The 15725-nt window shown below is 53.9% G+C and carries 8 protein-coding genes; 4 read left to right on the forward strand and 4 right to left on the reverse strand.

All coding sequences use genetic code 11. The annotated features are described in order from the left end of the window. Nucleotides 1-304: 304 nt before the first annotated feature. The 4 genes from JT719_RS08715 to JT719_RS08730 all read left to right on the forward strand — a co-directional run bounded on the left by JT719_RS08715 (nucleotide 305) and on the right by JT719_RS08730 (nucleotide 6374). Complete coding sequence (locus JT719_RS08715; RefSeq protein WP_341350749.1) at nucleotides 305-2047, forward strand: regulatory iron-sulfur-containing complex subunit RicT; 1743 nt, start codon at nucleotides 305-307, stop codon at nucleotides 2045-2047. Next, on the forward strand, nucleotides 2047-2529 hold the full coding sequence (locus JT719_RS08720) for a gliding motility lipoprotein GldH (protein ID WP_207432504.1): 483 nt from the start codon (nucleotides 2047-2049) through the stop codon (nucleotides 2527-2529). Before JT719_RS08715 ends, JT719_RS08720 begins: the two co-directional genes overlap by 1 nt. A 166-nt stretch (nucleotides 2530-2695) precedes the next feature. After that, entirely contained in the window at nucleotides 2696-3802 is a 1107-nt protein-coding gene (locus JT719_RS08725) for an endonuclease/exonuclease/phosphatase family protein (protein WP_242693110.1), read from the forward strand. 421 nt (nucleotides 3803-4223) lie between these two features. After that, a complete protein-coding gene (locus JT719_RS08730; RefSeq protein WP_207432505.1) occupies nucleotides 4224-6374 on the forward strand; it encodes a hypothetical protein in 2151 nt (716 codons plus the stop codon). A gap of 193 nt (nucleotides 6375-6567) precedes the next feature. On the opposite strand, the gene JT719_RS08735 is transcribed toward JT719_RS08730, so the two are convergent. The 4 genes from JT719_RS08735 to JT719_RS08750 form a co-directional block, all read right to left on the reverse strand. Continuing rightward, nucleotides 6568-7437: an SDR family oxidoreductase gene (locus JT719_RS08735; protein ID WP_207432506.1), complete on the reverse strand. Its 870-nt coding sequence runs from the start codon at nucleotides 7435-7437 to the stop codon at nucleotides 6568-6570. A 498-nt stretch (nucleotides 7438-7935) separates the two neighbouring features. Further along, entirely contained in the window at nucleotides 7936-8862 is a 927-nt protein-coding gene (locus tag JT719_RS08740; RefSeq protein WP_207432507.1) for a hypothetical protein, read from the reverse strand. After that, a complete protein-coding gene (locus JT719_RS08745; protein WP_207432508.1) occupies nucleotides 8852-12847 on the reverse strand; it encodes an AAA domain-containing protein in 3996 nt (1331 codons plus the stop codon). Before JT719_RS08745 ends, JT719_RS08740 begins: the two co-directional genes overlap by 11 nt. Nucleotides 12848-13145: 298 nt before the next feature. Beyond that, nucleotides 13146-15524, reverse strand: a complete 2379-nt coding sequence (locus JT719_RS08750; RefSeq protein ID WP_207432510.1) for an ABC transporter permease — start codon at nucleotides 15522-15524, stop codon at nucleotides 13146-13148. Nucleotides 15525-15725: the final 201 nt, after the last annotated feature.

Genomic DNA, 15725 nt, shown 5'->3' on the forward strand with positions numbered 1-15725 from the left:
AGCTTCTTTTTTGTTGGGGGGTATTCAGGCGTTTTAAGGCTGTTTTGGAAAAATACCGCCAAAACGCTATGTTGATAACTGAGGCAAACGTGCCCCGCTATTCGGATTTAGTTATTATATTTGTTAATTAGGGTCTCAGTATTTGCCGTAAAAAGGCGTAAAAGAGACCACTGCCCCAAACCAGATTACCTGTATTTCTTTCAAATTCAGGGGAATAAATCATCAGAATTAGCGGGTACGGTGCTTTGAATAACGAGTACCATTTTTTTGAAAACAAGAATTATCTATATAAAGGAATTTACCTGTGGGATGTAGTTCATGTTCTAGTGGCGGCTGCGGCTCCAAGACCACCTCCGTCGATGGCGAGGTTGTAGTGGCTGGCTGCAAAAGCAACGGCGGTTGCAGCACGGGAGGCTGTAATCGTTTAAATGTGTTTGACTGGCTCTCAGACATGGAAATACCCGTGTCTTTTAAAGAGTTTGATATAGTGGAGATCCGCTTCAAAGGCGGCCGTAAAGAATTTTTCCGGAACGTAAACCGGATCCAGCTCACCACCGGCGATGCCGTGGTGGTAGACGTGCCCAACGGCCACCACATTGGCCATGTATCGCTCAAAGGCGAGTTGGTGCGTCTGCAGATGAACAAGAAGAAGGTTCAGAACAATGACGAGATCCGGACCATCTACCGCATTGCCACGGAGAAGGACATGGAGAAATTCAACGCCGCCCGTGATATGGAGTCGGCTACCATGTACCGCGCCCGCGCCATTGTGCAGGACCTTAAGCTGAAGATGAAGCTCTCAGACGTAGAGTACCAGGCCGATAAAACCAAAGCCACCTTCTACTACTCCGCCGATGACCGTGTGGACTTCAGGGAACTGATCAAGAAGCTGGCCGAGGAATTCAAGGTACGCATTGAGATGCGCCAGATCAGCCTCCGGCACGAGGCCGGCCGTTTGGGCGGCATTGGCTCCTGTGGCCGTGAACTGTGCTGCTCTACCTGGCTCACCGATTTCCGGAGTGTTTCTACCACGGCGGCCCGTTACCAAAACCTTTCGCTCAACCCCAGCAAATTGTCTGGCCAGTGCGGGCGCTTGAAATGCTGCCTCAACTATGAGCTGGAAACGTACATGGATGCCCTCAAAGACATCCCTAACGTAAACCGCCCCCTGCAAACCAAAGCCGGCGAAGCCTTCCTGCAGAAGACCGATATTTTCCGGCGCATTATGTGGTTTGGCTACCGCGGTGACAGCAACTGGTTCCCCGTTACGGTGGAGCGGGTTCAGGAAGTGCTCAAAATGAATGCTTCCGGCGAAATGCCCGAGAACCTGGCCGAGGAGGTGAAGAAACAGCAGCAAGCCGAAGTGGTGGACTTTGTGGAATCACTGGAAGGCAACCTTGACCGCCTGGATGAGCAATTCAGCAAGAACAAGAAAAAGCGCAAGAAGAAGAAAAGCGGCAATAATGCTGTTGAGAAACTAGCCCAGGCGGCTCCAACCCCAGAGGTTAGAAGAGACCGCCCAGATGGCATTCCTAAACCGCTGCCTTCTGAGTCTCCTAAAGCCCGGCCAGAAAAAGGCAACCAGAGAAGACCTGAGGGAGAGGAAAACGCGCCAAGGCCAGAGCGGGGCCCTAAACCAGAAAACAACGAAAACCGGAATACTCAGGAACGCGGCGGCCAGAAGCCTAACCAGGGCGGCGGTGAGCCGAAACCAAGGCCAGAGCGTGCGCAGGGCAAAGGCCAACCGCAGCAACCAGGCCAGGGAAGACCAAAGCCGGAGCGTGATCCTAACCGGGCACCAAAAGAAAACCGCCCTCCTAAAGGGGAGCGTCCGCAGGGGCCAAGACCGCCGCAGCAGAACCGTCCGCAGCCAGCCGTAGAAATGGCCACTTCTGAAGGAGTAGCCACGGCTGAAAGAGGAGAACGGCCACCCCGCCCCGAAGGCGAGCAGCGGTCCAGAAGGAGCCGCAACCGCAACCACCGGAACCGGAAGCCTGGTAACCCAGAAAACGGACCTTCCACCGCAACCCCAAAATCAGAAGGTTGATGAGAAACTATTTGCCCTTTTTAGTAACCGTACTTTGCCTGGGTTTTCTGTTGACAAGCTGCGATGGAAACCGCGTCTTTGAGGAAAACCAGGATATTACCAATAACGAGTGGCCGGTGAAACTGGCGCCCGTATTTGAGTTTGAGATCACTGACACCACGCAGCAGTACAACGTGTTCCTGAACGTGCGCAACGCCCTGCATTACCCGTTCTACAACCTGTACCTGCGCCATTACCTAATTGGGCCCGATGGCAAGCAAGTCAACTCTATGTTGCACGAGATGTACCTCATGGACCCTAAAACAGGTGAACCCAAAGGCGACGGTGCCGGCGACATTTTTGACCACCGCTTCAGGGCGCTGAAAAACATACGGTTCAAGAAAGCGGGCACGTACCGCCTGAAACTGAACCAGTACATGCGCCAGGACCCCTTGCCCGGCATCATGGCCGTGGGAGTGCGGGTAGAAAAAGTGGCGCAATAGCAGCGTAAAGCAATAAATTTCTGAAAGCCGTTTCTGGTCTGATTTTTGAATTTCAGACTAGAAACGGCTTTTTTATTTGCTGCTGCTATATTCCTGCAGTAGGTATAAAACCGGAGACAACCCTGAGCCGGAAAATAAGTATGTGTACGGACTAACCCCCTTCCCTATGAGAATCACCCTTGAGCTATTTGGCTGTTTTGTCATTTTAGCTTCTTTGTTAACCCTTGTGAAAAGCACCTACTGGTGGATACGTGTACTTGATTTTCCCAGAGTACAGGTAGCCATTATGGGCGTGCTTGTGCTGGGGCTGTATGGCTGGTTTTTCGGGTTTGAGTTACTGTCGCAGAAGATATTTGCGGGCTTGCTGGTGCTGGCCATCCTCAATGAGGCGGTTCATGTGTACAAGTTCACCCCGTTTGTGCGGGTGCAGGCGCTGCGGTCCAAGATAAAGGCTCCCAAGAACTCCTTCGGGATCATGATCTCCAACGTACGCACCTCTAACACCCGCTATAACCGCTTCCTGAAAGTGGTAAGAGAAACCGACCCGGACCTGTTGCTGATCAATGAACCTGACCATAAGTGGGCCGAGGCCATCTCTGAGCTAGACGAGCGGTACCCGTACTGCATCAAAGAGCCACTGGATAATACCTACGGCATGATGTTCTATAGCAAGTTCAAGCTTGTGCACCAGGAAATAAGGTATTTGGTGGAGGAAGGCATTCCGTCTTTCTACATGATCATTGAGCTGCCTACGGGTAAGAAATTTGATCTTTTCACCGTGCACCCGCAGCCTCCGCACCTGCACAAAGACACAGATACCCGCGAGGCCGAACTACTCACGGTAGCCAAAATGGCGAAAGAATCACCGTACGCCAGCATTGTGGTAGGTGACCTGAACGATGTGGCCTGGTCATACACCACCAACCTGTTCCGGAAGATCAGTGGCTTGCTGGACCCACGCATCGGGCGGGGTTTTTACAACACGTACAACGCGTTTGTGCCTTTCTTCCGCTACTCCCTTGACCATATCTTCTATGACCCGGCGTTCCGGCTGATCAGGATGAAACGCCTGCCTTTCTTCGGCTCAGACCACTACCCTATTTTCGTGCGGCTGAACTATGAACCCCTGGAGGCAGATGACCACGACATTCCCGAGCCAAGCGAAGAAGAACAGGAAGACGCAGAGGAACTCATCAACAACCTGGAGGTTGACCCAACTCCTACGGCCACCCAGTCATCCGCTCAAAAGAGCACAGAAGAAAAGCTGTCTTAAAGGCTCACTTGCAAGCCTTTTGAGCAGGAAGTCTGATGGTTCTTTCATTAGCCCAGCGCTCATTTTCAAAGCTTTGCCAGACTGGCAAAGCTTTGTTGTTTTCGGCTTATTTTCTCAAGAAACCAGCTAAAACCAACGCTGCTGGTTTTTGACTCTTTGGCAACAAATCAGCAGCGTTTAGCCTTCTAAAAATCAATTTGATAATTTAGGCAGCTTATCAGCGCTTCTTAGTTAAGCAAATCTCCAAATTAATCTTTCTGAATTAAAAAATCGCAATGGGGGAGTTAACCATGCGAACACCCGTTCGTATAGTATAAACACTTGCTGAAGAATATGGAAGAAAAGCTTCTTCTGGTTCTGAGGCAGGGCACATGCTTATCCAACTAACCATTCTAAAACCATTAACAAAGGAGATTCAACCATGAAAGACAATCAAAAAGAGCAGCAAAGCAACAATCCGGGCTCCTCTACTGGTTCAAGCAGCAGCACTGGTGCTACGGCTTCTTCCTCCTCTTCCTCTGATAACATGGGGCAAAGCTCTGGTTCAACTTCGCCAACGGGCTCTGCCGGCTCACAAGGCACTACCGGTTCTACTACCTCTGGTTCTACAACAGGTGGTGCAGCCTCAGGAGGATCAGGTGCTACCGGGTTAGGCATCACTGGAATTTCTGGGTCAAGCGGATCTGGTGGGGCTTCTACCGGCTCTACCGGCGGCGGCTCTTCTGCAACTGCTAAAAAGGGATCTACTTCCACTGCCAGCAGTGCTTCAGATAAAAAAAGTGGTTCAAGCAAAACTGCTGGTTCTACCACTTCCAGCACTCCAAAAGCCAGCTCAAAATCTGGTTCATCGGCAACATCCAAAGCCAACGGAAATAAATCAGGCAGCCAGTCTGCTTCCTCAGACACAGATACCTCAGCTTCTGGCTCATCTGCCTCTATGGGTAGCGGCATGGGCTACGGAGGCTCACAGGGCGGCGACATGGGCAACCAAAGCAGCTCTTCTATGAGCGGCGTGAGCGGCGGCGGTAACTTCAACGGCGAACGCGGCGGCTACGGCTCACAGCACGGCGACAACTACGGCGGCGGTGGCCAGGGCGGCTACGGCGGCAACCAAGGAAACGGCGGCAGCTTTGGCGGCGGCAACTCCTGGAACAACCATGATGACCAAAGCAACCGCTACAGTTCCATGGGCGGCGGTAACTACGGCGGCTCACAAGGAGGGTATGGTGGCTCGCAAGGCGGCTCTAACTACGGACAGGGCGGCTATGGTTCACAAGGCAACCAGGGAGGCTCCAGCTATGGCCAGGGTGGCTACGGCTCAACGAGCAACCAGGGCGGCTCTAACTACGGTCAAGGCGGTTACGGCTCCATGGGCGGCGGCAACTACGGTGGCTCCAATGACATGGGCTCACGGGGCGGCTACGGCGGAACCATGGGCAGCAACCCCTACGGCATGAGTTCTCAGGGCGGATACTCCGGTAACTCCAGCCGTTCAGAATCAGACCGCGGAGGATATTCAAACTACGGTGGCTCTGGCTACTACGGAAACCAAATGGGCTACGGCACTGAGAGCGGCTACGGCATGCACGGTGGCGGCGACCACGGACGTGGCCACGGTGGCTACAGCCAAGGGTACAGCAACCAGAACAGCAGCTCTTATGGCGCTATGGGCTCCAGAGGTGGTTCATACGGCGAAGAGTACGGCTCCAGAGGCGGCTCACGCGGTGGCTATGACGGAAACACCGATTTTGACGGCGGATATAGCCAAGGCGGTAACAGCTACAGCGGTCCGTACGGCGATGATTCTGGCCGCAGAGGCAGCCACTATGGCTCACATGACATGGGTTCCCGTGGCGGATACGGCGGCTCTATGGGCTCAGACAGAGGAGGATCTCGCGGCGGTTACGGCTCATCTCAGGGTGGTAACCAGGAGTGGCAAGGCAGCTCTCGCGGCGGCTACCAAGGCGGCGATAACAGCGGCTACGGTTCTATGAGCGGCGGTGGCAACCAGGGCGGAGGCCATGGCGGTTACAGCACGCATAACGCGCAGGGCGGAGACTTCGGTTCACGCTCTTCACAGGGAGGTTATGGCTCTCAAGGCGGATACGGCCAGCGGGGTGGTAACAGCGGAGGATCTTCTTACGGCGCAAGCCAGGGCTCACAAGGTGGCAACTACGGTGGCTACGGCGGAGGCAACTTCGGGGGATCTAACTACGGCAACATGAGCCGTGACATGGGCTCCCGTGGCGGATACCAGTCTTCTGGCACCGGCGGAAGTGACCGCGGACACGGTGGAGCTTCTACCGGCGGCGGCTACGGCGACCAAAGCCGTGATTACGGCATGGGTGGCTATGGCCAGGGAGGCAGCAGCCAGGGTTCTTCCAGCGGCTACGGTTCCTCTTCCAACATGGGATCGCGCGGTGGCTACGGCTCACAGGGCGGACAATCCAGCTACGGCGGGGGCGGCTCTGGCTACGAGAACCGTTCACGCTACGGTAACTCCAACCATGACGATGACGATAACTCAAATGACAGAAACCGTGGCGGTCGCTCCTCCAGAGAAAACCGCTAATTGGTTCTTCATTCCCTAATCCAAAAAGCCTCGTTGAAACCAACGGGGCTTTTTGCTTGCCTACTGAAAGGCTACTTCGGTAAGTCAGACGAAGAACTGATATTTCGATCAAAAAGCAGCAGTCCCGTTTACCGGCTATTCTTTAAAATGGGCCGGTAAACGGGACTGCTGCTTTAAATAGCTTGAAAAGGGCTTAGAAGCACTCCTTGTACGTTTGGGCAAAGTCCTGGAACGTGTACGGCGCCCTGCCAATAATCTCCTGCACCTCACCGGTCACGCCAGAAGCATAGCCAGCTCTGGAGATGGCATTCAATTCCAGCAGGCTTTCGGTCATCCAGTCTGGTAAACCGTGTTGTTGCATAGAGGCCCGGGCCGCTTCTTCTGGTACGTCAATGTACTCAATGGTTCTACCGGTCACAGAAGAAAGCACTTCGGCTACTTCATAGCCAGAAAGTGCCTGAGGTCCGGTAAGAGTATAGGCTCTGTCATCGTGGCCTTCGGGCCGTAACAAAATTTCGGCGGCCACATCTCCTATATCACGCGCATCAATGTAAGAAACCCGGCCGTTGCCCAGAGGCAGATAAAATGAGTTTTCCTGAATGATGCTTTGCGCGTGCTGGTTCACGAAGTTCTGCATAAAAGAACCGGGCCGCAGGATAGTGTAGTTCAGTTCCGTGGCTTTCAGGTATTCCTCGGCCATGCGGTGCCACTGCCCTAGCTGGATGCCCGGCTCCACCTCTGCCCCACTCGCCGAGAGCCGTACCACGTGCCGCAAACCAGCGGCTTGCGCGGCATCCACCAGCATCTTAGCCATTTCCACCTGGTTCTCCGCGAAAGGAGTGATCAGGAAAGCCGTACTCACCCCGGTAAACGCCACCTTCAACGATTCTGGTCGGGAAAAATCAATTTCTACCACTTCCACTCCCGGCAACCGTTTCAGGTTGTCTCCTTTGATAACGGATCTTACTCCGGCTCTAACAGTTGCTCCCAACGCTGAGAGCGCTTTTACGGTGGCAGAACCTACCGTGCCGGTAGCGCCTGTGATTAAGATGGTTTCAGCCATGCTGTCTAATTTAATTGGATGGTTTGTGTATTCCCCGCCGCCTGCCTGTAAGCCTAAAACGAAAAAACGGCAGGCGCGTTTTCGGGATGGTTTCAGGAAAAGAAGCCTAAAACAAGAAAGACTGCTTTTCAGTTTGCCGGACCCAACATGCTTCCTCTAGTTTTACGCCTGAATTTGGCAAAACAGCCCTGAAACAGGACCAATGCCGCCCTACCCGCCAACTAACTGGCGCGAGTCTAAAGACTCGTGACGTAGGATGATGCGAGTCTCCAGACTCGCCGGGAACCCAGATCTTTTTGCGGTGGAGGCTTTCTTGTCTACTACGTCAAGTTCCGGTTTGGCAGAAAGCCGTTTCGCTGCATTGCAGCGAGGGTAGTCTGGAGACTACCCTCAATCTGGAGGCACGAGTCAGGAGACTCGCGCCAGAATTTGCCCAGAATTTGCTTTCTTTTGAAAAGGAGTGCCAATCTGAGAACAGACTGGTGAAATCATCCGCAATTACTTCTTCAGGCTTAGCATAAACAGGCGGCCTTTCTCGTTGGAGATCATCATGTCGGTGTCGTTCACGAAAACCAATCCCTCGGCCTGGCCTACTTTGCCCAACGGAATCTGCTCTTTCTTGCCCTGGAATACCTGGTCTGGGTTGCTGGTCTCAAACAGGTACGCCCAGCCTTCCCCCAGCAAAGCGATGCGTTTACCGTCTGGCGAGATATCAGCGGCGGTGATTTTGGTGCTGATCTGCACACTATCAATGGGCGAAACCGTTTGTTGGGCACCGGGTTGGTTGGCTACTTTGTAGAGCTTCACCCAATCCCCTTTGCCGCGGTTTTTGGTGAAAAGGTAAAAGGCGTTGTTGTGCATGAGAAAGCCTTCCACGTCAAAGTTCTGGTTTTCTTTGGAAGGCGGAAACTCGGTCTGGTCTGCGTACTTGAACGGAATGGTGCCCACCACTTTCTTGCTCTTCTCGTCTACTTTCAGGATCTGCAAATCCTGGCGGGTGTTCTCGTTGTTACCCATGTCCCCGATGTACAGGAACCCGTCATTGCCGCGGGCCACGTCTTCCCAGTCGTTGTTTTTGGCGCCTTGCACGTTCATGGTTTCCAGCAATTCGCCCGACTGGTTTACTTTGTACAATACCGCTTCGTTGCCAGCATCTGGGTGGGTCCAGAAGTTACCATCGGTCGATGCTTCCAGGCCCGAGCTCTCGGGCACGGTATTCTTCCCCATCTTGCTTACCTCCAACAAATCATAGTTGTTGTTGACGGCAAATCCTTCTGAGGCAGGGTTCTTGTCTTTCTTTTTCTTTCCTTCTTTCTCAGTGGTGGCTTCGGCGGTGCTATCTTCTGTTTTGGCAGAGCCGGTATCACAGGCCACGGCAATAAGCAAACACAGGCCCACGGTGAATTCCAGTAGTTTATCTTTCATAGTTTTCGGTCAGTTCGGTTAGTCTCTGCCAGACCTGTTGGGGCTGGCTCCAGAACTGACGACTGTACACGGCCCCGTATCTCCAGCCCCGGGCTTTCAGGCGCAAAGGCACATCGGCGTGCGAGGCTTTGGCCGAGGGGCGGCGAAAGTACAAATCGTCATCGGTTAACACTACGGCCTGGTAGCGGTTGCCGTTGCGGAAAGTGAGGTCCGCAAAGGGAAGTTCCAACGATAATTCTGTTTTTGTACTATTCTGCGCAAACTCGGTCAAAAGTTGCGGATACAGAAGCAAGGCCGATGGGATGCTGACCGAGGGTGAAGGTTTGGGCGTGAACCCATTCTCGCTGACCTCGCGGGCGAAGGCCAGGTACTCGCGCAGCAATCTGGGGCCGGGGTGCTTCACGTTTTCCGTCGGGAACTGCTCAGGCCACAGACTGGTCACCACGTACACCCGCTTGATGGCGCGTGTGATAGCCACGTTCAGGCGGTTCTCGCCTTTGGCCGCGTTCAAACTGCCAAACATGGCGCGCACCACGCCCGTGGCATCCGGCGCATAGCCAATGGAGAAAATGATGTACTGCCGCTCATCACCCTGGATGTTCTCAATGTTCTTGACGATGAGTTCTTCGGGCAAAGGCACGTTCTGGGCAGCGGCCTGCTCCTCCAGCAGGTCCTGCACCAACTGCTGCTGCGGGAAGTTGAAGGTGATAACGCCTATGTTGGTCTCGCCTTTGGCCAAGAGTTCAAACACCAGATCGCGCACGCGCTCGGCCTCTACCCTATTGGTCTGGTTTTCCCACACGCCGTTCACCTTAAGGTACTGCAGCGCGGGCTCAGCGGTGTTCATGGCCTCCAGCCGCGGGATGAGCTGCAGCTTGTCGCGGTAGAAATTCTGGTTGGAGAACTGGATCAGCTCGGGGTACTGGCTGCGGTAGTGTTCTGAGAGCAAGGTTTGCGGCAGGTGCAGTGCGCTCAGTTGCAGCAGAGATTCTACCAACAGTTCCTCGGTTTCCTCCTCGTCCGTCCCGAAGCGCACGCGGTACAGGTCAGACGGTCCCAATTGCTGCTCATCGCCGGCAATGACGGCCTGCTTGCCGCGCACCATGGCCGGCACGCCTACCTCGGCAAAACACTGCGAGGCTTCATCAAAGATGACCAGGTCAAAGATGCGCTCCAGCGGAAACAACGCCGATACGGTCTCGGGCGAGGCCAGCCAGCACGGCAACAACTGCCGGATCTCGTCGCCGAACTCGGCGTTGAGTTTGCGGAGCGGGTACAGCATGCGCTTCTTGCTCACCTGGGTGAGTAACCGGCGGTACGTCACAGGGTTGCCCAGGCGGTTGTACTCCATGTTTTGATAGGTCTGCTCGCGCAGGTTGAGCAAAATGATTTGGCGGCTCAGATCGGCTTTCTGCTTGATTTTCTCCTGCAGCTCGGTTTCCAGGCGCTCCAGTTCGCCAGTGCTCACAATGGTCAGCACCGGGTTCTGCCCTTCCAGTTGTTGAAGCCAAGTCAATAGCACGCTGTTTTCTAGGGCCTGCAATTGCGCTTCCACGCTCTCCGGCACAGCCATGCGCAGTTCTTCCAGCCATTCCCACAGCTCCGGCGACAAGGTGTGCACCAAGGCATCAAAGGCTACCATCCGGTCAAAGTGCTCAGAAAGGCTTTGGGCCAGCTTTGGGGCAGCAGTTGGGTCGGTGGCGAGTTGTTCTATTTGTGATGGGGTGAGCCAGCGTTGCCACTCCCGCATTCGCTCCTGAAGCAACCTGAGTTTTGGCAGTGATTCAGTTAAAATAGCCTTAAAACGCTCGCCTTCCAGGTGCAGCAGCTCATCTGGGAGGATGTCATAGGTTAGCAGCCGGTGCAAGACTTTACGCTGTTCCCAGGCCTGTTGTAAGGCCGTTAGCTCCTGCGTGGCCTCAGTGCCGAAAAGCTCTGCCGGGACTTCCAAAGTTGGCTCCAGAGCTTGCAGGGCTTTCCATTGCGCTTGCAAGGCTTCCCACTGCTTCACGGCCGCCCGCAGATGCTCTGGGGCGGTGTCGGGGTTAGACAACCCTTTGCTTTCGGCGAAAGCGGTTAATTTCTTTTTATCCGATGAGAAGCTCCACTGGATGCGGCTCAGGAAACCGCTTTTGGCCTGGTCATGGGCGGCCAACAGTTGGCTTGCTTGCTGCACCTCTGCCGGCGAAAGCTTGGTTTGCACAGCGGCCGTGTCTTTCTGCAATTGGGTCAGTTGCGCTTCCCGCTGCTTCTGGTCTTTGTTTTGGGCCAGATTCCCGAAAAACAGGCGCGAAATGGCTTTGTCTTGCAGGGCGTGCTGCACGGTTTCCAGGGTGGGCAGCTCCTGTAACAGGGCTTGCAGGGCATCCCAGTTATCGGCTTGTCTGGGTAGCAAAAGCTGTACTTGCTGGGCTGTCTGCTTAGCGGTAGAAGGTAATTCTGCCAGCAGTTGGTTCAGCCGTTGACGCTCGGTCCAGGTGTGCAGGTGGAAAGAGCGGCGCTCGTTCCACGGGAAATCAGGGCTTTTGAGCAGCACGGCATCCTGCAGGTAATGCACCAGTTTTGGCCGCCACTCCTGCCAGGTAGCCGCGGTGAAGTTCAGGTAAATGCCTTCGGCGGGTAGATGCGGGGCGCGGGGATTGCTTCTTAGGTACAGTTCCTTGGGCGACCATCCGCAGACCGAAGTATCGAACAAAGCCTCCTTTAAATCATTCAGCCGCTGCGTGATCTGGTTGATGCGGCGGCTGGTTTCCAGGAACTGCCGCTCGGCCTGGATGTTGCCCAGGGCCACGTTCTGCCGTTGGTACTCCTCCACCTGCTCAATCTGGTAGCGGATTTTGGAGAACACCGCCGGGCGGTCCAGGTTCAGGTCATGTACTAGCGCCGAGAACTGATCCAAGCCGGTTGTGGATAGGCGCTGGTACACCACGTCAAGGGCGGCGCGCTTCTGGCAAACCACCAGCACGCTTTTGCCGCGGGCCAGGTAATCGGAGACCAGGTTGCAGATGAGCTGCGATTTGCCCGTGCCGGGTGGTCCCTGCACCACTACGCTCTGCCCCGCCTTCACCTGCCGAAGCGCGGCTTCCTGCGAGTAATCGGCGTCAAAGGCAGTGAACAGTTGCTGCTCCAGTTGAGCCTGGGCGGAGTTGGTTTCGGCTTGAGGCAAGAGCAGTTCTTCCAGCGTATCCGCGGGTGGGGTCTCCAGCAGATCGTCGTAGTCGGTAAGTTGGTAGGAACCGGCTTGGGGGAAGACGCCTAACACGGCCTCGGACTGAAGTTTCAGTTGGCCGGGCTGCCAGGTTTTCTCTAGGTCGGCGCGTTTGTAGGATTTGAAGGGCTGCAGCGCGTCTTTGAGCAGTTCCTGGTTGAAGTTGATCTCCAGGTTGCTCGCCTTCAGCAGCTCGTAGAGTTTGGTGCGGAACTCCAGGTCATCCGTAGGAAACTCATCAAAGTCCTCTTCCATGAGCGCCTCGTCGGGTTTCAGGTTGAGGTAGTGGGCGTAGGCCAGCAGGAAGCTTTTGTTGAAGAACGCGGGCGCATCCTGGGGGCGCACCAACTGCCATTGCCGTTTCTCGTTCACGCGCAGTTCCACCGGAAAAAACAGCAGCGGACAGCGTACCAGGGTACCATCTGGGAAAGCGCCTTCCACAAAGGGCCAGCCCACGAACAGCTCCTTGGCGCCGCGCTCTTCCCAGATCATGTGCGCCCGGCGCTGGATGGTTTTCAACTGTTTGGTCAGGGGCGCCAGGCTTGCATCGCGGGCATCGGCTACTTCGCAGAGTGTGACGTTCTGTTTTCCGGCCAATAATTCCTGAACATACCCAAACGACGGGCCCTTGTGGGCGTGGTCCAGCGCGTGCAGATCCAGGTGGAGGCTGGACGAGGGTTTGAGCAGCACCAAAGAGCGGTTAGAGCCGCTGAGGTTGAGCAGACGGCGCTGGTACTGTTTGAGCAGGTGCGGAAGCGGCGTAACGGAAGTAGGCATGGGCAGAATCAGAAAACGGGAGGTCACAACAAGAAGCAGCCACGGCCACTTCAAAAGAAGTAAACTGCTTTCAAGCTTAAACGGTTACTTCCTGCGCTTGGTGTGCTGCCTTTCCCCTGGCTTTCTATTGGAAACTCCTGTGAGTTTCTGCCAGGAAAAGGACCAGACCTGCGTGTGACGCCTCTCCGGGCAAATTAAGCAACCTGCCTTAGATTACAAATTACTCGGTTATCTCCCACCCAAACCGGTGAGGTGACCTGTGAAATGACTCTCTTTAGAAAAACTGCTGCCCACCAGGTTATTCGGCTCTTAGGTACACCACCGGGTTAGCGTTGGCCGCTTTTAAAGTTTGGGAGAGAATGGTGACAAGACCCAGCACCATCATAATGACCACACTGATGAAGATCTCTATAAACCCGATTTCTATGCTATAATGCTGGGTACTGGCCAGAAGGTGCGTGAACATAAAATACATCACCGGAATGGTAATGACGCTGGCTACCACCATCAAAACCACGAAATCTTTGGACAGCAGCAGCAAGAGGCTCAGAGAAGAGGCGCCCATCACTTTCCTGATGCTTATTTCTTTGTAGCGTTTCTTGATGGTGAAGGACACCGTGCCTAACAGCCCCAGGCAGGCCACGGTGATTGCCAGTAACCCCAGAAAGCCCCAAAGTTTCATGATCATGAGGTAGAAGTCATAGGCATCTTTGATCTCATTAGAGAAAAGCTGGGCGGTAAACTTTCCTTCGCCGCCAATTTTTTTCCAGAGCGTTTCCATGGTGGTGAGGCTACCCGCCACGTCACTTGATTCAAGTTTCAGGTTGGCGTATTGGAAGGTAGCAGGATCATACTCAAAGAAGAAAGGGGTGATGGCTTCTTTCAGATCAGCGAAGTGGAAATCTTTTAAAACACCGGCAATACGCACCTCTTTGCCTTCTGGCAAGACCAACCACCTGCCAATAGCAGCAGACGGTTCTTTCAGCTTCAACTTCTTGACGAACTCCTCATTCACAATAATGAGCCGCGCATTCTCCGCTTTGTCCTCGCTGAAATCATTCCCGGCCAGCAGCTCCAGTTTCATGTTGGTGATGAAAGCCTCGTCTACGGAGATAGAGAATGCGCCCACGGAGTCTTCCTGCTGTAGAATCTGGAGCTGTCGTTCCGGAGCGGGTTCCAGTCCCAACAGGTGCGAGGACAGGGATATTCTCTTCACGGAAGGCACCTTGCCGTACTCGTTTTTGAAAATCTGCGGATCTACGTTCTGTAGTTCAACATCCAGCACATTCGCCTGCTCGAAGCCAAAATCATAGTTGATGGAATATTGGTACTGCCGCAGCATAATCACAACCGCCATGATAAAACCCAGGGAGAGCATAAACTGGGTAGTCAGCACCACCTTGCGGAAAATGGAGCGGCCACTGGTTTTGACTTCTTTCCCTTTCAGGGCATTGACCGGCGACATCTTGGAGAAGTAAAGCGCCGGCACCAACCCCGCAATCACCCCTACCAACAAGGCAAACAGAAAAAAGCCCAGGAAGGTGAGCCAGGTAGGAGACAAATCTATGGGAGACGTTTCTACCATCTGGCTGATAAAATCTGTCCGGATCACTTCATAGATCATCCCCGATAGCAGCAGCGCCACCAGCACAATGGTGGTAGACTCCACAATGAACTGCACAAAAACCTGCTCTTTCTGGGCACCAAACACCTTCCTCACCCCTATTTCCTTCATCCGCTCCAATGACTGCGAAATGGAAAGGTTGATGTAGTTGGAACAGGCGGGAATCAAAACCACCAGCGTTATAAAACCGGTGAGTAAAAGGGAAAGCGTATCCCAGGTTTGACCCAAGGAATCATAGAGCTGAGGGCCGGGCACAATATCATCCAAGGCCTGAAGCTGGAAAGATGCTTTCACTTGCTCCTTTGCGTATTTCTGTTTCGCTAAGCCGTTGAGGGCTTGCTGGATGTTGTCTGGGTCGGTGGTCTCTGATACCCGGAAGTAGACGAATGAATCTGTGAAGGACTTCCAGTTTTCTTCCTTCGTCAGGAAAGAAGTGCCCAAATGGGAAACCAGAGAGGCGTAGGAGACCAGCGCTTCAAACTGCATGTGGGAGTTTTCAGGAACGTCTTGCGCAACGCCGGTCACCAGGAAATTTCCGTAGCCTTCAATTTTGATCATTTCGCCCAGAGCCTCTTTGCCGTTGAAAATCTTGCCCGCAACGGTTTCTGAGAGCACAATGGAATTGGGGTTGGTGAGCGCCGTTGCCTTATTGCCCTTGAGCAAAGGAAAATTGAAAACCTCCAGAAACTGGGGATCTGCGAAGTACCCACCCAGCCTGATTTTCTTCTCGCCATAAAGGGCATCGCCGTAGAGCGACCGATGAATACGGACCACTTTCTCTATCCCGGTGAAGTTGTTTTCCAGTTGCTGGGCGAGGTTAACCGGCGCGGAGGCAAACCTGGGGTTCTCCTTTTTGTCATGCAGTTGCGTGGTAACCCTGTAAATGCGGTCTTTATGGGGGTGGAAATCGTCGTACCGGCTCAGGAAGGCCAGCAGGGCTATGAACAATAAGCTAAGAGACATGCCCAGCGCCAACCCGATCACATTCAGGATGGTGAAGAATTTGTTCTTGGATAGATTGCGCCAGGCGGTCTTGAAGAAATTCTTGATCATAGCAAGGTGGTGTTGAAGAGGTAAGGCTGGCGCCACGTCTCTTTTCAGCTAAATAGTGATTAGGCCAACTTCTTCAGGAAATCCTTCCCCTAGAATTTGCCTCACTTTCAGAAAAAGAGCCCATAAACAGTGGCTGTCCTTCACTTACTTCAACAGATGTTGTGCCAACTTACCTTTGCCTTGATTTTAAGTAATTTAGCT

This window comes from Sabulibacter ruber (genome assembly GCF_017355955.1).
In the GTDB taxonomy this organism is placed as follows: Bacteria; Bacteroidota; Bacteroidia; order Cytophagales; family Hymenobacteraceae; genus Nibribacter; species Nibribacter ruber_A.